The sequence below is a fragment of the Halomonas pelophila genome (genome assembly GCF_040196315.1).
In the GTDB taxonomy this organism is placed as follows: Bacteria; Pseudomonadota; Gammaproteobacteria; order Pseudomonadales; family Halomonadaceae; genus Halomonas; species Halomonas pelophila.
The window spans coordinates 187,790-209,567 of sequence record NZ_JBEGCI010000004.1 but is presented as its reverse complement, the minus strand read 5'-3'; the positions used below and the strand labels follow the sequence as shown (position 1 = coordinate 209,567).

17 protein-coding genes are annotated in these 21,778 nt (G+C 67.7%); 14 read left to right on the top strand and 3 right to left on the bottom strand.

All coding sequences use genetic code 11. The annotated features are described in order from the left end of the window. Window positions 1-3: 3 nt before the first annotated feature. The 5 genes from clpX (at window position 4) to ABE957_RS05940 (ending at window position 7,505) form a co-directional block, all read left to right on the top strand. Window positions 4-1,284, top strand: coding sequence for an ATP-dependent Clp protease ATP-binding subunit ClpX (clpX, locus tag ABE957_RS05960; RefSeq protein ID WP_349757766.1), 1,281 nt, complete (start codon window positions 4-6; stop codon window positions 1,282-1,284). Window positions 1,285-1,465: 181 nt separating this feature from the next. Continuing rightward, window positions 1,466-3,874, top strand: a complete 2,409-nt coding sequence (gene lon, locus ABE957_RS05955) for an endopeptidase La (RefSeq protein WP_349757765.1) — start codon at window positions 1,466-1,468, stop codon at window positions 3,872-3,874. Between the two features lie 178 nt (window positions 3,875-4,052). Beyond that, complete coding sequence (locus tag ABE957_RS05950) at window positions 4,053-4,325, top strand: HU family DNA-binding protein (RefSeq protein WP_089850121.1); 273 nt, start codon at window positions 4,053-4,055, stop codon at window positions 4,323-4,325. 164 nt (window positions 4,326-4,489) lie between these two features. Next, the gene (locus tag ABE957_RS05945; RefSeq protein WP_349757764.1) at window positions 4,490-6,310 is read left to right on the top strand and encodes a SurA N-terminal domain-containing protein; all 1,821 of its coding nucleotides are present in this window, start codon (window positions 4,490-4,492) and stop codon (window positions 6,308-6,310) included. A 151-nt stretch (window positions 6,311-6,461) separates the two neighbouring features. After that, complete coding sequence (locus ABE957_RS05940) at window positions 6,462-7,505, top strand: CobW family GTP-binding protein (RefSeq protein ID WP_349757763.1); 1,044 nt, start codon at window positions 6,462-6,464, stop codon at window positions 7,503-7,505. Window positions 7,506-7,540: 35 nt separating this feature from the next. Here ABE957_RS05940 and ABE957_RS05935 read toward each other — a convergent pair whose 3' ends face one another. Next, window positions 7,541-8,302 (bottom strand): UDP-2,3-diacylglucosamine diphosphatase, encoded by a 762-nt coding sequence (locus ABE957_RS05935; RefSeq protein WP_349757762.1) that lies wholly within the window; start codon window positions 8,300-8,302, stop codon window positions 7,541-7,543. 84 nt (window positions 8,303-8,386) lie between these two features. Next, entirely contained in the window at window positions 8,387-8,893 is a 507-nt protein-coding gene (locus ABE957_RS05930; RefSeq protein WP_349757761.1) for a peptidylprolyl isomerase, read from the bottom strand. A gap of 344 nt (window positions 8,894-9,237) precedes the next feature. Here ABE957_RS05930 and ABE957_RS05925 point away from each other — a divergent pair, with 344 nt between their 5' ends. Together ABE957_RS05925 and cysS are read left to right on the top strand one after the other, a co-directional pair. Next, complete coding sequence (locus ABE957_RS05925; protein WP_349757760.1) at window positions 9,238-10,950, top strand: glutamine--tRNA ligase/YqeY domain fusion protein; 1,713 nt, start codon at window positions 9,238-9,240, stop codon at window positions 10,948-10,950. 11 nt (window positions 10,951-10,961) lie between these two features. After that, on the top strand, window positions 10,962-12,395 hold the full coding sequence (cysS, locus tag ABE957_RS05920; protein ID WP_349757866.1) for a cysteine--tRNA ligase: 1,434 nt from the start codon (window positions 10,962-10,964) through the stop codon (window positions 12,393-12,395). A 199-nt stretch (window positions 12,396-12,594) separates the two neighbouring features. Here the strand turns inward: cysS and ABE957_RS05915 are convergent, their stop codons facing one another. Beyond that, a complete protein-coding gene (locus ABE957_RS05915) occupies window positions 12,595-13,596 on the bottom strand; it encodes a DUF1853 family protein (protein ID WP_349757759.1) in 1,002 nt (333 codons plus the stop codon). Between the two features lie 91 nt (window positions 13,597-13,687). On the opposite strand from ABE957_RS05915, the gene osmF reads away from it, so the two are divergent. The 7 genes from osmF to ABE957_RS05880 all read left to right on the top strand — a co-directional run bounded on the left by osmF (window position 13,688) and on the right by ABE957_RS05880 (window position 21,529). Then, window positions 13,688-14,602, top strand: coding sequence for a glycine betaine ABC transporter substrate-binding protein OsmF (gene osmF / locus ABE957_RS05910; RefSeq protein WP_349757865.1), 915 nt, complete (start codon window positions 13,688-13,690; stop codon window positions 14,600-14,602). A gap of 7 nt (window positions 14,603-14,609) precedes the next feature. Further along, on the top strand, window positions 14,610-15,776 hold the full coding sequence (locus ABE957_RS05905; RefSeq protein WP_349757758.1) for an ABC transporter permease: 1,167 nt from the start codon (window positions 14,610-14,612) through the stop codon (window positions 15,774-15,776). Next, entirely contained in the window at window positions 15,773-16,717 is a 945-nt protein-coding gene (locus ABE957_RS05900; RefSeq protein ID WP_349757757.1) for an ABC transporter ATP-binding protein, read from the top strand. Before ABE957_RS05905 ends, ABE957_RS05900 begins: the two co-directional genes overlap by 4 nt. Continuing rightward, window positions 16,710-17,438, top strand: coding sequence for an ABC transporter permease (locus ABE957_RS05895; RefSeq protein WP_349757756.1), 729 nt, complete (start codon window positions 16,710-16,712; stop codon window positions 17,436-17,438). Before ABE957_RS05900 ends, ABE957_RS05895 begins: the two co-directional genes overlap by 8 nt. Window positions 17,439-17,651: 213 nt before the next feature. Next, the gene (locus ABE957_RS05890) at window positions 17,652-18,866 is read left to right on the top strand and encodes a thiamine pyrophosphate-dependent dehydrogenase E1 component subunit alpha (RefSeq protein WP_432765402.1); all 1,215 of its coding nucleotides are present in this window, start codon (window positions 17,652-17,654) and stop codon (window positions 18,864-18,866) included. Between the two features lies 1 nt (window position 18,867). After that, complete coding sequence (locus ABE957_RS05885; RefSeq protein ID WP_349757754.1) at window positions 18,868-19,845, top strand: alpha-ketoacid dehydrogenase subunit beta; 978 nt, start codon at window positions 18,868-18,870, stop codon at window positions 19,843-19,845. Between the two features lie 28 nt (window positions 19,846-19,873). Then, window positions 19,874-21,529, top strand: a complete 1,656-nt coding sequence (locus ABE957_RS05880) for a dihydrolipoyllysine-residue acetyltransferase (RefSeq protein WP_349757753.1) — start codon at window positions 19,874-19,876, stop codon at window positions 21,527-21,529. Window positions 21,530-21,778: the final 249 nt, after the last annotated feature.

Here is a 21,778-nt window from a genome sequence, read left to right as displayed (position 1 = left end):
CGAATGGCCGACGGCAAAGGCAAGGACGAAGGCGGCAAGCTGCTCTACTGCTCGTTCTGCGGCAAGAACCAGAACGAGGTGCGCAAGCTGATTGCCGGCCCATCCGTCTATATCTGCGATGAGTGTGTCGACCTGTGCAACGACATCATTCGCGAGGAGGTGCTCGATGCCGATGCCGAGACCGATGAGGAGCGCCTGCCCGCTCCCCGCGAGATCCGTCACACCCTCGACGACTATGTGATCGGCCAGGACCGCGCCAAGATGGTGCTGTCGGTGGCGGTCTACAACCACTACAAGCGCCTGCGCTACGGCAGCAAGGAAGACGACGTCGAACTTGGCAAGTCGAACATCCTGCTGATCGGTCCCACCGGCAGCGGCAAGACCCTGCTGGCCGAGACCCTGGCACGCCTGCTCAACGTGCCCTTCACCATCGCCGATGCCACGACCCTCACCGAGGCGGGCTACGTCGGCGAGGATGTCGAGAACATCATCCAGAAGCTGCTGCAGAAGTGCGACTACGACGTGGACAAGGCCCAGCGCGGCATCGTCTACATCGATGAGATCGACAAGATCTCGCGCAAGTCGGACAACCCGTCCATCACCCGTGACGTCTCGGGCGAGGGCGTGCAGCAGGCGCTGCTCAAGCTGATCGAGGGCACCACCGCCTCGGTCCCGCCCCAAGGCGGTCGCAAGCATCCCCAGCAGGAGTTCCTGCAGGTGGACACCGGCAATATCCTGTTCATCGTCGGCGGCGCCTTCGCCGGCCTCGACAAGGTGATCCGCGATCGCGCCGAGACGGGCGGCATCGGCTTCAATGCCGAGGTCAAGAGCAAGGACGAGTCCAAGGGCATCGGCGACCTGCTGCTCGACGTCGAGCCGGAGGACCTGGTCAAGTTCGGCCTGATCCCCGAGTTCGTCGGTCGCCTGCCGGTGATCGCCACCCTCACCGAGCTCACCGAGGATGCCCTGATCCAGATCCTCACCGAGCCGAAGAACTCGCTGATCAAGCAGTACGCTCGGCTGTTCGAGATGGAAGGCGTGGAGCTCGATTTCCGCGAGGACGCCCTGCGCGCGGTGGCCGGCAAGGCCATGGCTCGCAAGACTGGCGCCCGCGGGCTGCGCTCGATCCTCGAGTCGGTGCTGCTCGACACCATGTACGAGATTCCGTCGCTCGAGGGAGTCTCCAAGGTGGTGATCGATGCCTCGGTCATCGCCGGCGAGAGCGAGCCGCTGCTGATCTACTCCCAGCAGGAAGCGGCGCGGGTCGACGGCACCGACGGCTGACGCGCGCCGGGCGTTCGTCGCCCTGATGAGGGAGCGGCTTTATCCCCGGGGTGCCCGAAGGGCGCTCCGGGGAAGGGCCGCTCCCCTTCTTGTGTGTGGCCGCCCGCCTTTGCCTTGCAATGCCGCCGCTTCGCCCCCATTCCCTGGGTATCCATCCGATTTCGTGTGAGGAACGTCTGCGATGCAGCAGAACGCCGAACAGACCCTGAGTCTGCCCCTTTTGCCGCTGCGGGACGTGGTCGTCTACCCGCAGATGGTCATTCCGCTGTTCGTCGGCCGCGAGAAGTCGATCCAGGCGCTCGAGGCCGCCATGGAGGCCGACAAGCGCGTCCTGCTGGTGGCCCAGCGCGAGGCCAGCAAGGACGATCCCGATAGCGAGGACATGTTCGCCATCGGCACCGTCGCCGAGATCATGCAGCTGCTCAAGCTCCCCGACGGCACCGTCAAGGTGCTCATCGAGGGCGAGTCGCGGGCCGACATCCGCGAGATCGTCGCCGTCGACGGCGGCTACAGCCGCGCCGAGGTGAGCCTGCGCGAGAGCGAGCCGCTCTCCGAGCGCGAGCAGGAGTCGCTGGTGCGCGTGCTGCTCAACCAGTTCGAGCAGTACGTGAAGATGTCGAAGAAGGTGCCCAACGAGGTGCTCAACTCGCTCTCCGGCATCGAGGACCCGAGCCGCCTGGTGGATACCATCTGCGCCCATCTGTCATTGAAGATCGATGACAAGCAGCAGCTGCTGGAGATGGATCGGGTGCGCGATCGTATCGAGCACCTGATGGCGCTGATCGAGTCCGAGATCGACCTGCTGCAGGTGGAGAAGCGCATCCGCTCGCGGGTCAAGGACCAGATGGAGAAGTCTCAGCGCGAGTACTATCTCAACGAGCAGATGAAGGCCATCCAGAAGGAGATGGGCGAGCTCGAGAACGTGCCCAACGAGGCCGAGAAGTACGAGCAGGCCATCGAGGAATCCGGCATGCCCAAGGAGGCCCGCGACAAGGCCCTCCAGGAGCTGGGCAAGCTCAAGATGATGTCGCCGAATTCCGCCGAGGCCACGGTGGTGCGCTCCTACCTCGACTGGCTGGTGGCGGTGCCGTGGAAGAAGCGCACTCGCATCAAGCACGACCTGGTGCATGCCCAGAAGGTGCTCGACGAGGATCATTACGGCCTCGAGGAGGTCAAGGCGCGCATCCTCGAGTACCTGGCGGTGCACAAGCGGGTCAAGAAGCTCAAGGGCCCCGTGCTCTGCCTGGTGGGGCCGCCCGGGGTGGGCAAGACTTCCCTGGGGCAGTCCATCGCCCGGGCCACCAATCGCAAGTACGTGCGCCTGGCGCTCGGCGGGGTGCGCGACGAGTCCGAGATCCGCGGCCATCGCCGCACCTACATCGGCTCGCTGCCCGGCAAGATGGTTCAGCGCATGGCCAAGGCCGGGGTCAAGAACCCGCTGTTCCTGCTCGACGAGGTCGACAAGATCGGCATGGATCACCGCGGGGATCCCTCCTCGGCGCTGCTCGAGGTGCTCGACCCGGAACAGAACGATACCTTCAGTGACCACTATCTGGAGTTGGACTACGATCTCTCCGAGACGCTGTTCATCTGCACCGCCAACTCGATGAACATTCCCGGGCCGCTGCTGGACCGTATGGAAGTGATCCGTCTTCCGGGCTACACCGAGGACGAGAAGCTGGCCATCGCCAAGCGCTACCTGGTGCCCAAGCAGCTCAAGGCCAACGGCTTCAAGGACGACGAGCTGTCCCTCTCCGACGACGCCCTGCTCGAGCTGATCCGCTACTACAGCCGCGAGGCCGGGGTGCGCGAACTCGAGCGCCAGATCGCCAAGGTGTGTCGCAAGGTGCTGCGCGAGCGCATCGAGAAGGAGAGCAAGGAGGGCGCCCAGGCCCCGCAGCGGCTCTGCGCCGCCGACGTCGAGCCCTATGCCGGGGTGCGGCGCTACAGCTACGGTCTGGCCGATCAGCAGGATCAGGTGGGGCGCGTGACCGGCCTGGCCTGGACCTCGGTGGGCGGCGAGCTGCTCAACATCGAGTCGGTGATCACCCCCGGCAAGGGCCGCCTGGACAAGACCGGCTCGCTCGGGGACGTCATGAAGGAGTCGGTGAGTGCCGCCCAGACCGTGGTGCGGGCGCGCGCCCTGGCGCTCGGCATCGATCCCGAGCGCTTCGAGAAGGAAGACCTGCACATCCACGTGCCCGAGGGCGCCACGCCCAAGGACGGTCCCAGCGCCGGTGTCGCCATGGTCACGGCGATGGTCTCGGCCTACACCGGTCGTCCGGTGCGCTGCGACGTCGCCATGACCGGCGAGGTCAACCTGCGCGGCGAGGTGATGCCGATCGGCGGGCTCAAGGAGAAATTGCTGGCCGCCAGGCGCGGTGGTATAAAGACGGTGCTAATACCGGAGGAAAACCGTCGTGACCTCAAGGAGGTCCCGGACAATATCAAGGAAGCCCTCGATATTCGGCCGGTTAGCTGGATTGATGACGTTCTGGAGGTGGCCCTGGCCGAGAAGCCTAAGCCGAAAAAGGAGGGTTCCACTGCGGAAGACTCCTCCTCCAAATCGTCGATGATCAGTACGCACTAACGGTAATTTTTCTCGCCATGCCGGAGTGAAAAGCCCGGTATGGCGGGGTTTGGCTGGTAAGGTTGCTTGACAGGGCTTTCGCCGCATTGCTATAAACTATCGCCATGCTGTGATCGCGTCAGTCAGCCGAAAGTCTCGCCGATTAGAGCCAATTTACGAAATAGTCAAGGGGTGAAGTGTGAACAAATCCGAGCTGATCGAAGCCATTGCCGCGTCTGCCGACATTCCCAAGGCAGCCGCTTCCCGCGCACTGGATGCCATGGTCGACACCGTGTCAGAGAGCCTGAAGAAGGGTGACAGCGTGTCCCTGGTGGGGTTTGGTACCTTCACCGTCAAGGAGCGTGCCGCTCGCACTGGCCGTAACCCGCAGACCGGCCAGCCGATCGAGATCAGCGCTGCCAAGGTGCCGAGCTTCAAGGCCGGCAAGGCGCTCAAGGACTCCGTCAACTGAGGCAACGGCGCCTGCCGTAGCATTGACGGTGGTTTCTTCAACAGGCGCATCGCCCCGGCGGTGCGCCTGTTCCCGTTCATGGGCACCAACACCGCGGCGTCGCGAGGCGCACGGTGATGCGTATAATGTGCGCGACCCGACTCATTTGATCCGCAGAGGCCTGCATGCTGCAAAGTATTCGTGACCGCTCCAAGAGCTGGGGCGCCAAGATCATCATCGGTGCCGTGGTCGTGACCATGGCGCTGTTCGGCGTGGAATCGCTGGTCGGGCTGCTGGGCAACAGCGGCGATGAGGTCGCCCAGGTCAACGATGAGCCGATCACCCGCCAGCAGCTCGAGATCGAGGTGCAGCGCGCCATCCGCAGCGGCCAGGTACCGCCGGACCAGGAGCGCGCCCTGCGCGCCGAGATGCTCGACATGCTGATCACCGAGCGGCTGCTGACCCAGTACGCCGAGGAGGGCGGCCTCTACGTCTCCGAGCAGCAGCTCGATCAGCTGATCGTCACCCTGCCGGAGTTCCAGGACGCCCAGGGACGCTTCGACCGCGAGCTGTTCCGCAATCGCCTGGCCAGCGCCGGCTTCACGCCGCTGTCGTTCCGCCAGCAGCTCGCCGTCGACCTGAAGCGTCAGCAGGTCCAGCAGGGACTGGCGGTCAGCGACTTCACCCTGGAAGAGGAGAGCGAGCGCCTCGCCGAACTGCAGCGCCAGACCCGCAGCTTCCAATACCACGCCCTGACGGCGGATGACCTGGCCTCTGCGCCTGAGCTCCAGGAGCAGGATCTGCAGGCCTACTACGACGCCCACCAGGGCGACTACCGCCGCCCCGAGCAGGTGAAGGTCAACTACGTGGTGCTTGATCGCCAGCAGATGGCCGCCGAGGTCAAGGTGAGCGAAGAGGCGCTGCGCGAGGCCTGGCAGGCCGGGGCGGCCGAGGCCGATCGCCGCGTCTCGCACATCATGGTCACGTTCGGCGACGAGCGTAGCCGCGAAGAGGCTCGGGCGCGCCTAGAGCAGGTTCAGGCGCGTCTCGCCGAGGGCGAGGCATTCGACGCGCTGGCGGCCGAGCTCTCCGACGACACCTCGACCAGCGACGCCGGCGGCGACCTGGGCGTGATCTCCCGCGGCTTCTTCGGCGAGGCCTTCGAGGACGCCGCCTTCGCCCTCGGCGAGGGGGAGGTCTCCGGGATCGTCGAGACCGACAACGGCCTGCACCTGATCAAGGTCACCGAGCTCGATCGCCCCGCCCTCGAGGAGCGCCGCGAGGCGCTGCGCGCCGAGCTGGCCCTCGAGCAGGTCGACGACGCCTTCAACGAGCGTGCCCAGCGCCTGATCGATGACAGCTTCGCCGCCGACGATCTGGCAAGCGTCGCCGACGATCTCGGGCTCTCGCTTGAGCAGAGCGACTGGGTCGGTCGCGAGGGGGGTGACGGCGTGCTCTCCGAGCCCGGCGTGATGCAGCAGGCCTTCAGCGGCGATGTGCTGGAGGAGGGCTACAACAGCGAGGTGATCGAGCTCGACGAGGATCGCCGCCTGGTGCTGCGCGTGGCCGAGCATCGCGACGCCACCACGCTGCCGCTTTCCGAGGTGCGCGATGAGGTCGAGGCCGCCGTGCGCGAGGCCAAGACCCGCGAGGCGCTGGTGGAGCTGGCGACTCGGCGCGTCGAGAGTCTGCGGGCCAGCGAGACGCTGGAGATCGACTGGCAGCAGGCCGAATCGGTCAGCCGCCAGGGCGGCAGCGCCCTCCCGGAGGCGCTGGTCCAGGCCGCCTTCCGCCTGCCGCATCCCGAGGGCGAGCAGCCGGTCTACGGACACGCCGTGGACGGCGAGCGCGTGATGCTGATCGCCCTGGAGCGCGTCCAGGACGGCGAGCCCAATGCGCAGATGGAGGCCTTCGTCGCCAACATGGCGGAGCGTCTACGCGCCCAGGCCGCCATTCAGGGCCTGCTTGACGACCTGCGCGACAAGGCGAGCATCGACCGGCTCTGACGGTAAGCGCCGAGCCATACGCGCCGAGCGACAAGCTAACCCCAAGGCGATGGCCTTGGGGTTAGCTTTTTCTGGGGGCAGCACACACGCTTGGCCGCTTGGCCTTTATGTTATCTTGTAACATTATTGCTGAGAACACCAAGGAGCCCCCATGCCCGCGCCTCTCTCTGCCATCCCCGTCCATCTGCTCACCGGTTTTCTTGGCAGCGGCAAGAGCTCGCTGATTCGACGCTTGATCGAGCAGAAGCCTGCCGACGAGCGCTGGGCCGTGGTGATCAACGAGTTCGGCCGGGTGGGGATCGACCAGGCGATGTTCGAGGAGCGTGACGACCTGGTCGTCAAGGGACTGCCCGGGGGGTGTCTCTGCTGCCAGCTGGCCGTCGTGCTGCAGGCCTCGCTGGTGAACCTGCTGCATCGCCATCGACCGGACCGCCTGATCATCGAGCCCTCGGGGCTCGGTCATCCGGCGGGCCTCATCGAGGTGCTGCGCGGCGAGGGCCTGGCCGAGGCGCTGGCGGTGCGCGATGTGATCGCGCTGCTCGATCCGCGCCGGCTGGAAGACCCGCGCGCCCGGGCGCATGAGACCTTCCGCGACCAGCTGGTCATGGCCGACGGCGTGGCGCTGACCATGACCGACCTGGCCACCCCCCAGCAGGTGCAGGCGGCGAAGGACTGGCTCGGCGAGCTGTGGCCGCACAAGCGCTGGATTCGCGAGGCGCCCCATGGGGACCTGCCGCTCTCTTTGCTGCGTGAAGGCGGGCGCCACGCCGCCGGCGCCGCAGCGCTTGGCTCGCCGGCCCATCGGGCGGCCCGGGAGGGCGCATTACACTCCGCGAAGGACGCGGCACGGGACGCGGTGCCCGCCGAGCGTGAGCCGTCCCCCGGCAGGCCGGTCCGCGAGGAAGGGGCCTCGCTGGGTCACGCGACCCTGGGCTGGCGCTGGCACGCCGAGGATGTCTTCGACCTGGATCGCCTCGCGGCGCTGCTGGGCGAGCTGCCCGCGGGACTCAGGGTGAAGGGCGTGCTGCACACGGCCGATGGCTGGAAGCTCTACAACCGCGCCGAGGGCACGGTCAGCCTGTCCGGCACGGCCTGGCGGCGGGACTCGCGGCTGGAGCTGATCGGCGAGGCGGGCCGCCTGCCGGACGCCGAGGCGCTGGAGGGCCGGTTGGCAGGCTGCCTGGACAGTCGGTGAGGCCATCCTGGTGGGAGCACTCCTTGCAGCGCGAGTCAGGAGAGCGGGAACTCCTGGAGTCTCGGCTCACTCCCTTCCTCGACGACGATCTCCCAGCCCTTGTCAGGCTGCCAGTCGCCCAGCACCAGGCGCTTGGCCGGGGCACCGTCGACCTCGAGATCATGCACCGCCGGGCGATGGGTGTGGCCGTGGATCAGGGTATCGACCTCTTGGGCCCACAGCGCCTCGACTACCTCGTCGGGGGTGACGTCCATGATGTCCTCGGCCTTGTTGGAGTTCGCCTCGCCGGACTGGTCGCGCAGCTGCTTGGCCAGCTGGAGCCGCTCGGCGATCGGCATGCCGAGCACCTGGGCCTGCCACTGTGGGTCTCGGGCCTGGCGGCGAAAGGCCATGTAGGCCTCGTCGCGGGTGCACAGGCTGTCGCCGTGCATCAGCAGCACTGGCCGCCCGCCCAGGGTCACCACGCTGGGGTCCGGCAGCAGGCGGGCGCCGGCGGCCTTCGCGAAGCGCTCGCCCAGCAGGAAGTCGCGGTTGCCGTGCATCAGGTAGATGGCGGTGCCGGCCTCGGCGAGGGTCTTCAGCGCGGCGGCGACGCGGGATGCCAGCGCGGCGGTGCCGGTCGGATCGGCAGCGCCGAGATCCAGCAGGTCGTCGCCGATCCACGCCTCGAAGAAGTCGCCGAGGATGTAGAGGGCCTCGGCGCCAGAGGCACGTTCGGCGAGCCAGCGAAGGAAGCCGTCGGTGATCTCGGGGGTGGCGGGCTGCAGGTGCAGGTCGGATATCAGCAGGGTGGTCATGGTCGGCCCTGTTAGACGGTGAAACGAATCACGCCCGCCGGGCCTCAACGGCCCCGGCGGGCGTGCGCGCGAGCTTTCCGAGGATCAGACCGCGGTGTCGTCCTTCACGTAGGCCTTCTGGATGACCACGTCCTCGGCGGGCACGTCGGCATGCATGCCGCGACGGGTGGTGGGGACCTCCTTGATCTTCTCGACCACGTCCATGCCCTCGACCACCTCGCCGAACACGCAGTAGCCCCAGCCCTGGATGTTCTTGCCGCTGTGGTTGAGGAAGTCGTTGTCGGCGACGTTGATGAAGAACTGCGCGGTAGCCGAGTGGGGATCCTGGGTGCGCGCCATGGCCAGGGTGCCGGTGGTGTTCTTCAGGCCGTTATCGGCTTCGTTGTCGATCGGGTCGCGGGTCGGCTTCTGGTTGAAGTCGCTGTCGAAGCCGCCGCCCTGGACCATGAAGCCCGGAATCACGCGGTGGAAGAGGGTGCCGTCGTAGAAGCCGTCGCGCACGTACTGCTCGAAGTTGGCGGCGGTCTTCGGGGCCTGGTCGTGGTTCAGGGCGATGGTGATATCGCCGAAATTGGTCTGCAGAATGATCATGCTGGGTTCCTATCGTTGTCGCCGGAGCCGGCGCGATCGCCACGTCCGTTTCGCGGGACTGTTCCGTCGACAGCTCTGCGAGGAGGCGCTGTGAACCCTTCCCTGGGCGCTACTTTTGCCATCCATGGCAAAAGACCTCCTCTTCGAGCTGTCCACGGCGTCCCGCGGGATGGCCCGCGGCGGTCATATTGGTCGGTAGGCGTGATGCCTTGGCGCCGTATGGGCACGTGGCGCTATAATAGCCGTTTTGCCTCGATGCGCGAAGACGGGGGCGTGCCCGCCACGCCTTCTCGTCGTTTGCACCGAGCCAGGCCCGCGATTCAACCAGAGGTTGCCCCACCGACATGACCACCGAGACTACCAGCGCGCCGAACTTCATCCGCAACCAGATCCGCGAGGAGATCGAGGCCGGGCGGACCGGGAAGATCGTGACGCGCTTCCCGCCGGAGCCCAACGGCTTCCTGCACATCGGCCACGCCAAGTCGATCTGTCTGAACTTCGGGCTTGCCGAGCACTTCGGTGGCGACTGTCATCTGCGCTTCGACGACACCAATCCGGCCAAGGAAGAGCAGGCCTACATCGACGCCATCAAGGACGACGTGAGCTGGCTGGGCTTCGAATGGGCCGGCCCGGTGCGCTTCGCCTCTGACTACTTCGACCAGCTCTACGCCTGGGCCCAGCACCTGGTGCGCGAGGGCAAGGCCTACGTCGACGACCTCTCGCCGGACGAGATCCGCGAGTACCGCGGCACCCTGACCGAGGCGGGCCGGCCGAGCCCCTACCGCGAGCGCGGCGCGGAGGAGAACCTCGACCTGCTCGAGCGCATGCGCGTGGGCGAGTTCGCCGAGGGCGAGAAGGTGCTGCGGGCGAAGATCGACATGGCCTCGTCCAACATCAACCTGCGCGACCCGATCCTCTATCGCATTCGCCACGCCAGCCACCACCAGACCGGCGACAAGTGGAAGATCTACCCCTCCTACGACTTCACCCACGGGCAGTCCGATGCCCTCGAGGGCGTGACCCACTCCGTCTGCACCCTGGAGTTCGAGGATCACCGCCCGCTCTACGAGTGGTTCCTCGACAACCTGCCGGTGCCGGTGACCCCGCGCCAGATCGAGTTCGCGCGGCTCAACCTCAACTACACCCTGACCTCCAAGCGCAAGCTCAAGCTGCTGGTGGACGAGCAGATCGTCGACGGCTGGGACGACCCGCGCCTGCCGACCATCTCCGGCATGCGGCGCCGCGGCTACACGCCGGGGTCGATCCGCAAGTTCTGCGACATGATCGGCGTGACCCGGGCCGACGGCGGCCTGGTCGACATCGCCATGCTCTACCACGCCATCCGCTCGGACCTCGAGGACAACGCTCCCCGGGCCATGGCCGTGCTCAAGCCGCTCAAGGTGGTGCTGACCAACGTGGCCGAGGAGCATGAAGAGGTCTATGAGGTGCCCGGCCATCCGGCCCGCGAGGACATGGCGGTGCGCCGTGTGCCCCTGACCCGGGAGCTCTACATCGACGCCGACGACTTCATGGAGGAGCCGCCGAAGAAGTTCTTCCGGCTGGCGCCGGGCAAGGAGGTGCGCCTGCGTAACAGCTATGTGATCCGCTGCGACGAGGTGATCAAGGGCGAGAGCGGTGAGATCGCCGAACTGCGCTGTTCCGTCGACTTCGACACCCTCGGCAAGAATCCGGAAGGTCGCAAGGTGAAGGGCGTGATCCACTGGGTCAGCGCCGAGCACGGCGTGCCCATGGAGGTGCGCCTCTACGACAACCTCTTCCAGGTCGAGCAGCCCGACAAGGACAAGGACGCCGATTTCCTCGAGCACCTCAATCCCGCCTCGCTGGTCACCGTGCAGGCGATCGGCGAGCCGAGCCTGGCCGAGGCCACGCCCGAGAGCCGCTTCCAGTTCGAGCGAGTGGGCTACTTCTGCGCCGATCGCCACGCCTGCCGCGACGGCAAGCTGGTGTTCAACCGCACCGTGGGCCTCAAGGACGGCTGGGCCAAGGTGCAGAAGCAGGAAGGCCAGAAGAAAGCGCACGACCAGAAGAAGGGGTGAGCATGAGTACCATGCAGATCTACAACACGCTGACGCGCCGCAAGGAGCCGCTCACGCCGCTCGAGCCCGGCAAGGTGCGCATGTACGTCTGCGGCATGACCGTCTACGACTACTGCCACCTGGGGCACGCCCGGGTGATGGTGGCCTTCGACGTCATCACCCGCTACCTGCGCGCCCGAGGCTATGACGTCACCTACGTGCGCAACGTCACTGACATCGACGACAAGATCCTCAAGCGGGCCGACGAGAACGGCGAGACCATCACCGCGCTCACCGAGCGCATGATCGAGGCCATGCACGAGGATGAAGCGCGCCTTTGCGTGCTGCCGCCGGACCGCGAGCCCCGCGCCACCGGCCATATCGGCGAGATCATCGCGATGATCGAGACGCTGATCGACAAGGGCTTCGCCTACGCCGCCGATAACGGCGACGTCTACTACCGGGTGCGCCGCTTCGAGACCTACGGCGCGCTGAGCAATCGTGATCCGGACGAGATGCGCTCTGGCGCCCGCATCGAGGTGGATGAGCACAAGGAGGATCCGCTGGACTTCGTTCTCTGGAAGGCGGCCAAGCCGGGCGAGGCGAGCTGGACCTCGCCCTGGGGCGAGGGACGGCCCGGCTGGCACATCGAGTGCTCGGCGATGTCCACCTGCTGCCTGGGCGAGACCTTCGACATCCATGGCGGCGGGCCGGACCTGATGTTCCCGCATCATGAGAACGAGATCGCCCAGAGCGAGGCCGCAACCGGCCACCGCTACGTCAATACCTGGATGCATGCCGGGGCGGTGCGGGTGAACCAGGAGAAGATGTCCAAGTCGCTGGGCAACTTCTTCACCATCCGCGACGTGCTCGAGCACCACGACCCGGAGGTGGTGCGCTACCTGCTGGTGGCGAGCCACTACCGCAGCCCGATCAACTACGCCCCCGAGTCGCTGGCCGACGCCCGCAAGTCGCTGGAGCGCTTCTACAATGCTCTCGAAGGGCTGGCCCTCGAGGACGTCGCGCTCGACGATACGGCCGCGGAAGCGAAAACGCTCGATCAGCCGGGCGACGGCGGCCACGACGCGCGCTTCATCGCCGCCATGGACGACGACTTCAACACCCCCGAGGCGCTCTCGGTGCTCTTCGACCTGGCCCGCGAGCTCAATCGCGCCAGGAAGGAAACGCCGGACCGGGCCCCGGCGCTGGCCGCCGAGCTCAAGCGCCTGGGCGGGCTGCTGGGCCTCTTGCAGCAGGACCCGGCGAGTTTCCTCAAGGCCGGTGCCGCCGACCTGCCGCTCGCGGAAGACGAGATCCAGGCGCAGATCGACGCGCGTGCCGTGGCCAAGAAGGCCAAGGACTTCGCTCGGGCCGATGGCATCCGCGACGAGCTCGCCTCGCTCGGGATCATCCTCAAGGATTCCCGCGAGGGCACCACCTGGGTCTTCGAGACGCCCACCGACTGACCTCGGCCAGACCCTCGGCCGTCGAAAACGCGCCCGGCTCCTGTTCTGCAGGGGCCGGGCGCGCCTCGTCGGGGGCTCGCTTCGGTACGGGGCTTTGGCGTTAGGGCTCTGGTGTCAGGGCTGTGGCGATAGGGCTGTGGCGATATGGCTTTGGCGCAAAGGTCTTGGAGATAGCACCTTGGCGATGTGGGGGCGAGGCTCAGGCGCCGGGTATCGCGTGCGTCGGCAGCGGGATCTGGCGCGGCCAGTCGTCAGGGACCAGGACGAGGCGGCGAGCATTGCTCTCGGGGTGGTGGAGCACGATCTGGATCGGCCGGGCGGAGGCCTCGAAATGCGCCGCCAGTTGCCTCTCCAGCACCGACAGGGCTTCCAGGTCCTCGTGGCGGGGCAGGGCGAGCCAGTGCGGCTTGTGCAGCCAGGCGCCGCGCGTGCCTCGCGGCAGCCCGGCCCGCAGCCGGGGCCAGTCCTGCGCGTAGAGCCAGCGGCCGCGCAGGTGGTCGGGCGTGGCGTCTCGCGGCGCCGGCAGGGGGGCGTGCCAGGGATAGAAGAGCACCCCCGGCATCGCCAGCCGCACGGCCGTCGCCGGATCCTTTGCCCACTGGGGCTGTCCCGCAGAATCCACGGGCGGCAGCAGCGGGTGCAGCGCCTCGATGGCCTCCGGTGTTCGCGCCAGTCGCAGCTGGTGATGGAACAGGTGGTCGCGCTTGGCGAGCAGGCTGTCGGCGCCGCCCGGGCCGATCCAGCGCGCCTGGCTTTCCGGCGTGCCGGGCCCCTCTACGAGTCCCAGGTAGAACTTGATCGCCACTTCCAGGTGTACCGGGCGAGGATCGTCGCGACGGGCGTAGAGCAGGTCCAGCTCGCCGAGGGTGCGCTTGCCCTGGTGGATGCGCAGGTTGTGGGCCAGCAGTCGCGTGGCCGGTGCCTCCTCGAGCAGGAACTGCCAGAGCCGCTCATGATAGAGCCCCATCCGCCCGCGCAGGGTGGGGACGAGATGCGCCTCGAGGCGGCCCGGCGAGCGCTCGTGTGCCAGAAGCCAGGCCGCCAGCCGTTCGTCATCGGCGAGGCCCAGCTCCTCGCGGGTCGGGCGCGCAGCCCCGGGCATCTCGACGAGGCACGGCGCCAGCAGGATCCATCCCAGGTCGCGGACCAGCGGATGGCGGCAGTGATCGAGTAGGCGTTGCGCCGAGGCGGAAAGAGGCATGGCGAAAATCCGACGTTGACGCCCGTGTCTGACATTGAAGCTGTACAGGCCTTATACTCAGGATACATTCATAAGGAACCGGGTGAACATGATGATTCGTCCTCTGTCTCGCTGCGTCTCCCTGGCGGCCGCGTCGTTGATCGCCATCTCCACGGCCCAGGCTCAGGATCCCGTGGTGATCTCCTCCAAGATCGATACCGAAGGCTCGGTGCTCGGCCAGCTGATCCTGCAGCGACTGGAGCAGGGCGGCATCGAGGTCGAGGATCGCCTGCAGCTCGGCGGCACCAGCATCGTGCGCGAGGCGCTGCTGGCCGGCGAGATCGATCTCTACCCCGAGTACACCGGGAACGGCGCCTTCTTCTTCGACATGACCGACAGCCCGGTGTGGAACGATGCCGCCAAGGCCTTCGAGACCGTGCGGGAGCGTGACGCCGAGGCGAACGGCCTGGTCTGGCTGACGCCGGCCCAGGCCAACAACACCTGGGCGATCAGCGTGCGCGGCGAACTGGCCCGCGAGCATGAGCTGTCGAGCCTCGAGGACCTGGCGAGCTACCTCGGCGACGGCGGCGAGTTCAAGCTGGCGGCGAGCGCCGAGTTCGTGGAGTCGCCCCAGGCGCTGCCGGCCTTCCAGTCGGCCTACGGCTTCACGCTTGGCGAGGAGGAACTCTTGGTGCTCTCCGGCGGCAACACCGCGGCGACCATGCGCGCCGCCGCCCAGCAGACCAGCGGCGTCAATGCGGCCATGACCTACGGCACCGACGGTGGCCTGCAGGCCCTGGACCTGGTGGTCATGGACGACACCCTAGGCGTGCAGCCGGTCTATCAGCCGGCGCCGGTGGTCCGCGAGGCGGTCCTCGACCAGCATCCCGAGATCGCCACGTTGCTCGAGCCGGTCTTCCAGGCCCTGGACAAGGAAACCCTGCAGCGCCTGAATGGCGATGTGGCGGTGAGCGGGCGTGCCCCGGACGCCGTGGCGGCCGAGTTCCTCGATACCCTGGGCGACTGAGGCGACATTGCCCGCCGATCGCCCCCGTCACAATGTCGTGCTGCTGAGCCTGTCGCTGGTCGGCCTGCTGGTCTGGCTGGCCCTCGACATGGTGAGCGTGGCCCCCAATCGCATCGTCCCCGGCAGCACCCATGGCCTGGTGGAGTCGCTCGGCTGGGGCGGCGCCCTGGTCTCGGCGATGCCCCTGCTGGCGCTGGCGGCGTTGGCCCGGCGGCCGTCGCCGAGGACACTGCGCATCGCCCTGGGGCTCGTCGTGGTGCAGCTCGCCGCGCTGCCGCTGTGGCTCTCCCTGGCGGCGCACCGCCTGGTCGATCCCGGCGCGGTGGGCGCGCGCCTGGGGATCGGCGCCGGCGTCTGGCTGCTGCTGTTCCTGCTGCTGATGCTGCTGGTGGAACTGCGCAGCCGGCTGGCGCTGTCGCGGCTGGCCGGTGTCGCGCTGCTGGCAGTGCCGCTGGCCGTATTTGGGCTGTGTCTCACGCAGTGGCTTGCGCCCCTGGCGCTGTGGCAGGAGTATCAGGGGCGTCGCGACCAGTTCCTGGGCGCCATCCTCGAACACCTGGCGCTGGTCGGCGTCGCGGTGGGGGTGAGCCTGGTGCTCGGGGTGGCCGCGGCACTCGTCATGCGCCGCTGGCAGGTCGCCCAGCGGATCGGCTTCGGGGTGCTCAACTTCCTGCAAACCATCCCCAGCATTGCGCTCTTCGGCCTGCTGCTGGCCCCGCTCGCCTGGCTCTCGGCGCATGTCGAGTGGCTGGCGGCGCTGGGGGTCAGCGGCATCGGCTGGGCGCCGGCGCTGCTGGCGCTGGTGGGCTACAGCCTGCTGCCGATGGTGCGCAACACCTTTGTGGCGCTGGAGGCGGTGGACCCCGGTGTCATCGACGCCGCCCGCGGCATGGGCATGAGCCGCGGCCAGGTGTTTCGCCAGGTGCGCCTGCCGCTGGCGCTGCCGGTGATCCTCGAGGGCGTGCGCATCACCACGGTGCAGGCCATCGGGCTGACCGCGGTGGCAGCGCTGATCGGCGCCGGCGGCCTCGGCACCTTCATCTTTCAGGGGCTCGGCCAGGCCGCCATGGACCTGGTGCTGCTGGGCGCGCTGCCCATCCTGGCCCTGGCGCTGGTCGCCGACGCCCTGTTGGGGGCCCTGACCGACACGCTACGCCCGGGAGAGGCCGAATGATCGATCTGATCCATGTCACCAAGCGCTTCGGTGCCGACACCGCGGTGGATGACATCTCGCTGAGCGTGGCGCGCGGTGAGCTCTGCGTGCTGGTGGGGACCTCGGGCTGCGGCAAGTCGACCACGCTGCGCATGATCAACCGCCTGATCGAGCACAGCGAGGGCGAGATCCATATCGACGGCCAGCAGATTCGCGACTTTCGTGAGGAGAGCCTGCGCCGACGCATGGGCTATGCGATCCAGAGCACCGGGCTCTTTCCCCACTGGACGGTGGCGCGCAACATCGGCCTGGTGCCGCGTCTGCTCAAGTGGCCGGCCGCGAAGGTCAGGGCGCGGGTCGAGGAGTTGATGGCGCTGCTCGGGCTCGCCATGGAGGAGTTCGCCGACAAGTATCCTCACCAGCTCTCCGGCGGCCAGGCCCAGCGGGTGGGCGTCGCCCGGGCGCTGGCGGCGGACCCCGAGATCCTGCTGATGGACGAGCCCTTCGGCGCCCTGGACCCGCTGACCCGCGAGAGCCTGCAGGAGGAGCTGCGCGAGCTGCAGTCGCGGCTGCAGAAGACCATCGTCTTCGTCACCCACGACATGGACGAGGCCCTGCGGCTGGCGGATCACCTGGTGGTGATGCATCGCGGGCGTATCAAACAGCAGGGTCGGCCGCTGGAGCTCTTGCGCGAGCCGGCCGACGGCTTCGTCGAGTCGCTGCTCGGCGGCGAGGATCGCGGCCTGAAGGAGGCGGCGCTGCTGCCGGTCAGCCAGCGGATGCTGCCGCTGGGGCCGCGCCTGCTGGCGCGCGAGCGGATCGGTCAGCAGGCCAGCCTGCGTGAGGCGCTGTCGCTGATGCTGTGGCGCCATGCCGAGCGGCTCACCGTGGTGGATGATGACGACCTGCCGGTGGGCGAGCTCTCCCTGCGCCGCCTGGTGGGGGTGCGCAGCGATGACTGAGTGTCGCCGGCTGATCGTCCCACTCTGCTGGTTCTCGCTGTTGCTGGCCGCCACCCTGGGCATGGGGCAGCTGGAGGGGCTCTTTCGCGTCATCGAGCCCGACAGCCGCCAGGTGATCTATGCCCGTGCCGACTTCCTTAACCTGCTGGGCCGCCATCTCTCGGTGGTGGGCGTGGCGGCGGTGCTGGCGATCCTGATCGGGGTCGGTGCCGCCATCGCCGTGACCCGCGAGCCGGGTCGCGACTTCCTGCCGCTGGTCAGCCAGCTGGCCTCCATGGGACAGACCTTCCCGCCGGTGGCGGTGCTGGCGCTGGCCGTGCCGGTGCTGGGGTTCGGTACCCTGCCGATCATCGTCGCGCTGCTGCTCTACGGGCTACTGCCCATCGTGCGCAACACCCTGGCGGGCATCCTCGGCATCGACCCGTCGGTGCGCGAGGCGGCGCGGGGCATGGGCATGAGCAGCGGCCAGATCCTGCGCCAGGTGGAGCTGCCCCTGGCCGCCCCGGTGATCCTCGCCGGCATCCGCACCTCGGTGACCATCAACATCGCCACGGCGGCCATCGGCGCCACCGTAGGGGCGAGCAACCTGGGCGACCCGATCATCTCGGGGATCGTCAATGGCAACACCGCCTATGTGATCCAGGGGGCGCTGCTGATCGGCCTGCTGGCCCTCAGCGTGGACAGCCTGTTCAGCCGGTTGCCGTCGCCCGGCGTGCGCTGATCGCGCCTCCGCCGCGCGTGCGTCCCTCGAACTCCTCTCAAGTCCCTCACTCGAGCTTACTCGGGCGCTTCTCTCGCTCGATCGGGGACTACCCAACTCGCCCAGTTTACGTTAACGTCAAGCCTGTTGCGTTGACCGGCCCCGGGGCGACCCCCTGGCGGACCGGAACATTAAAGACAACACTGCCCCCAAAAGGGGCACAGGATCATGACGATGACAACAACACCGGACATCCACGAGCCGACCTTCCTGGCCGGTGACGAGTTCAGCATTCCGACCTTCCGCCTGCTCAAGCAGGACGGCACCCTCTATGAGGGAGCGAAGGCGCCCGAACTCGCCAAGGACCAGGCGCTGGCCATCTATCGCGCCATGGTCGCCACCCGGGTGCTCGACGAGCGGATGCTCGCCGCCCAGCGCCAGGGACGCCTCTCCTTCTACATGCAGTGCACTGGCGAGGAGGCCGCGGTGATCGGCGCCACGGCGGCGCTGGACGACGCCGACATGATCATGGCGCAGTACCGTGAGCAGGGCGCCCTGATCTATCGCGGCTTCACCTTCGACGAGTTCATGAACCAGCTGTTCGGCAACGAGCTCGACTACGGCAAGGGCCGCCAGATGCCGATCCACTACGGGTCGCGCAAGCTGCACTACATGACCATCTCGTCGCCGCTGGCGACCCAGATCCCCCAGGCCACCGGCTACGCCTACGGCCAGAAGCTCGCCGGCGACGGCCAGTGCACCACGGTGTTCTTCGGCGAGGGGGCGGCCTCCGAGGGCGACTTCCATGCGGCCTTGAACATGGCGGCGGTCCACGAGGTGCCGGTGATCTTCTTCTGCCGCAACAACGGCTATGCGATCTCCACCCCCTCCATCGAGCAGTTCGCCGCCGACGGCGTGGCGCCGCGGGCCTTCGGCTATCGGATGCACGTGATCCGCGTCGACGGCAACGACATCCTGGCGGTCTACGCGGCCACCCGCGAGGCGCGCCGAATCGCCGTGGAGCACAACCAGCCGGTGCTGATCGAGGCCATGAGCTACCGCCTGGCCGCCCACTCCTCCTCGGACGACCCCTCCGGCTATCGCTCAAAGAAGGAAGAAGAGGCCTGGCGGGAGAAGGATCCCATCCTGCGCATGCAGCGCTGGCTGGATGACCTGGGCTGGTGGAGCGAGGACGAGGAGAAGGCGCTCCAGGAGAGCCTGCGTCGCGAGGTGCTGGAGACCATGAAACGGGCCGAGAAGCGCCCGCCGCCGCCCCTGGACAGCCTGGTGACCGATGTCTACGCCGACGTCACCCCGGAGCTGCAGCGTCAGCTCGACGCCCTGAAGCGCCATATCCGCCAGTACCCGGAGACCTACCCCAAGGGGGCGCGTGCCCTGGACCCGGACGTGCGAGCCGGCGATGACACCGCGGCCAAGGGAGAGAAGTGAGATGCCGACCATGAACATGCTGCAGGCCATCAACAACGCCCTGGACATCGCCATGGGCGAGGACGACAAGGTGCTCTGCTTCGGCGAGGACGTGGGCAGCTTCGGCGGCGTCTTCCGCGCCACCAGCCACCTGCAGGAGAAATACGGCCGCGCGCGCTGCTTCAACACGCCACTGGTGGAGCAGGGCATCATCGGCTTCGCCAACGGCCTGGCCGCCCAGGGCTCGGTGCCGGTCGCCGAGATCCAGTTCGCCGACTACATCTTTCCGGCCTTCGACCAGATCGTCAACGAGACCGCCAAGTTCCGCTACCGCTCCGGCGATCTCTTCAACGTCGGTGGCCTGACCATTCGTGCGCCCTACGGCGGCGGCATCTCCGGCGGGCTCTACCACTCCCAGTCGCCGGAGGCCTACTTCGCGCACACCCCCGGCCTCAAGATCGTGGTGCCCCGCGATCCCTACCAGGCCAAGGGACTGCTGCTGGCCGCCATCCGCGACCCGGACCCGGTCCTCTTCTTCGAGCCCAAGCGGCTCTATCGCGCCGCCGTGGGCGAGGTGCCGGAGGAGGACTACCAGCTGCCCATCGGCGAGGCCGAGGTGACCAAGGAGGGCAGCGACGTGACCCTGGTGGGCTGGGGCGCCCAGATGGAGGTGATCGAGCGTGCCGTGGAGCTCGCCGAGAAGGACGGCATCTCCTGCGAGGTGATCGACCTGAGGAGCCTCTTGCCCTGGGATCAGGAGACCGTGGCCGAGTCGGTGTTCAAGACCGGCCGGCTGGTCATCACCCACGAGGCACCGCGCACCGGGGGCTTCGCCGGCGAGATCGCCGCGGCCATCCAGGAGCGCTGCTTCCTGTACCTGGAATCGCCCATCGCCCGGGTGACCGGCCTGGATACCCCCTTCCCGCTGACGCTGGAGAAGGAGTATCTGCCGGATCACCTGAAGATCGTCGAGGCCATCCGCGAAAGCGTGAATTTCTGACGACCGGATCCAGGACAGGAGAGACAAGATGACAGATTTCAAGCTGCCCGATATCGGCGAAGGTATCGTGGAGTGCGAGGTGGTGGAGTGGCGCATCCAGGAGGGTGACGTCATCGAGGAGGACCAGCCGGTGGTCGAGGTGATGACCGACAAGGCGCTGGTCGAGATCACCGCCCCCGAGGCGGGTCGGGTCTCCCGGCTCTTCGTGCCCAAGGGCGAGATCGCCAAGGTGCATGCCCCGCTGTTTGCCTACGAGGCTGAGGGCGTGTCGGCCGCGTCTTCCGAGGGTCAGGTGCCTGAGCAGAAGACCGATGAGCCTGAGAGCCAGGCCACGCCCGCCGCCGATCTGCAGGAGGGTGCTCGCCCTGCCGCCAGCACCGCCGCTGCCAAGGACTTTATCCTGCCGGACCTCGGCGAGGGCATCGTCGAGTGCGAGGTGGTGGAGTGGCGCATCAAAGAGGGTGACAGGCTCGAGGAGGACCAGCCGGTCGTCGACGTGATGACCGACAAGGCCATGATGGAGATCACCGCCCCCGAGGCGGGTCGCGTGGCGAAGCTTCACGTGGCCAAGGGCGAGATCGCCAAGGTGCATGCGCCGCTGTTCGCCTATGAACCGGCCGATGGTGACACCACAGATAGCGAGCCGGCCGGCGAGCAGGCGTCGTCCGAGCCCGCCGCCTCGACCCCGCGTGCGCCGCAGGCGGGGTCGACGGATGCCTCGTCTGGCCCGGTGACCCGCGAGACGAGCGGGCAGGGGCCCCACGGGCGGATCCCGGCGAGCCCGGCGGTGCGACGCCTGCTGCGCGAGCACGGGCTGCGCCTCGAGCAGGTACCTGGGTCCGGCAAGCAGGGCCGGGTGCTGAAGGAGGACATCCAGGCCTTCCTGGCGCGCGGCGAGACGGCCAGCCAAGAAGCATCTCCCACCGCGGCGTCCCCCGCCGAGCAGGCCCAGGCGCCCGCGCGCTCGAGCGCCCAGGGTGAGGTGCGGGTGGAGCCGATGCGCGGCATCCGCGCCGCCATGGCGCGCAAGATGGTCGCCTCGGCCTCCACGATCCCGCACTTCCAGTACGGCGAGGAGCTCGACGTCACCGAGCTGCTGGCGCTGCGCGAGCGCCTGAAGCCCGAGGCCCAGGCTCGCGATGCGCGCCTGACGCTGATGCCCTTCTTCATGAAGGCGATGGCGCTTGCGATCCGCGACTTCCCGATCCTCAACAGCCGGCTCAACGAGGCCGGTGACGAGATCCACTACCTGCCGTCGTGCAACATCGGCATGGCCGTGGACGGCAAGGCCGGGCTGATGGTGCCCAACGTCAAGGGCGTGGAGCGTCTGAGCCTGCTGGAGATCGCCGGCGAGATCCAGCGCCTGACCGAGGGTGCCCGCGAGGGCCGGGTGGCCTCCGCGGACCTGCAGGAGGGCACGATCAGCATCTCCAACATCGGCGCGCTGGGTGGCACCTACGCGGCGCCGATCATCAACGCCCCGGAGGTGGCCATCGTGGCCATTGGCAAGACCCAGTGGCTGCCGCGCTTCGATGCCGACGACAACGTCGTCAAGCGGGCGATCATGACGATCACCTGGGCGGGCGATCATCGCCTGATCGACGGGGGCACCATCGCCCGCTTCTGCAACGCCTGGAAGGGCTATCTCGAAGCCCCGGAGACGATGCTCCTGCATCTTGGATAAGCGCGCCTTTCACGGCTTCCCGCCATGCCGGATACCGGGGGCAAGGCGAAGCGAGGGTCCTTTGCCAAGGGTGAGGCGGATTCCGCCGAACGGGTTGGCCATGGATGGCCAACACCGGCCCTGCAAGCGGAGCAGGATGCAAGAGCGCTGCAGGGCAAAGGTAGCGCCCAGGGATGGGTTCACAGCGCCCTCGCGATGGTCCGGCACCCCGGGACTTGCCGACGGGATCTGATCCACTGGGTTGTGCAA

Excerpts from the sequence above, each read along its gene's own strand:
- clpX (WP_349757766.1), top strand. The coding sequence starts at position 4 with ATGGCCGACGGCAAAGGCAAGGACGAAGGCGGCAAGCTGCTCTACTGC.
- lon (WP_349757765.1), top strand. The coding sequence starts at position 1,466 with ATGCAGCAGAACGCCGAACAGACCCTGAGTCTGCCCCTTTTGCCGCTG.
- ABE957_RS05945 (WP_349757764.1), top strand. The coding sequence starts at position 4,490 with ATGCTGCAAAGTATTCGTGACCGCTCCAAGAGCTGGGGCGCCAAGATC.
- ABE957_RS05940 (WP_349757763.1), top strand. The coding sequence starts at position 6,462 with ATGCCCGCGCCTCTCTCTGCCATCCCCGTCCATCTGCTCACCGGTTTT.
- ABE957_RS05935 (WP_349757762.1), bottom strand. The coding sequence starts at position 8,302 with ATGACCACCCTGCTGATATCCGACCTGCACCTGCAGCCCGCCACCCCC.
- ABE957_RS05930 (WP_349757761.1), bottom strand. The coding sequence starts at position 8,893 with ATGATCATTCTGCAGACCAATTTCGGCGATATCACCATCGCCCTGAAC.
- ABE957_RS05925 (WP_349757760.1), top strand. The coding sequence starts at position 9,238 with ATGACCACCGAGACTACCAGCGCGCCGAACTTCATCCGCAACCAGATC.
- cysS (WP_349757866.1), top strand. The coding sequence starts at position 10,962 with ATGCAGATCTACAACACGCTGACGCGCCGCAAGGAGCCGCTCACGCCG.
- ABE957_RS05915 (WP_349757759.1), bottom strand. The coding sequence starts at position 13,596 with ATGCCTCTTTCCGCCTCGGCGCAACGCCTACTCGATCACTGCCGCCAT.
- osmF (WP_349757865.1), top strand. The coding sequence starts at position 13,688 with ATGATTCGTCCTCTGTCTCGCTGCGTCTCCCTGGCGGCCGCGTCGTTG.
- ABE957_RS05900 (WP_349757757.1), top strand. The coding sequence starts at position 15,773 with ATGATCGATCTGATCCATGTCACCAAGCGCTTCGGTGCCGACACCGCG.
- ABE957_RS05895 (WP_349757756.1), top strand. The coding sequence starts at position 16,710 with ATGACTGAGTGTCGCCGGCTGATCGTCCCACTCTGCTGGTTCTCGCTG.
- ABE957_RS05890 (WP_432765402.1), top strand. The coding sequence starts at position 17,652 with ATGACAACAACACCGGACATCCACGAGCCGACCTTCCTGGCCGGTGAC.
- ABE957_RS05885 (WP_349757754.1), top strand. The coding sequence starts at position 18,868 with ATGCCGACCATGAACATGCTGCAGGCCATCAACAACGCCCTGGACATC.
- ABE957_RS05880 (WP_349757753.1), top strand. The coding sequence starts at position 19,874 with ATGACAGATTTCAAGCTGCCCGATATCGGCGAAGGTATCGTGGAGTGC.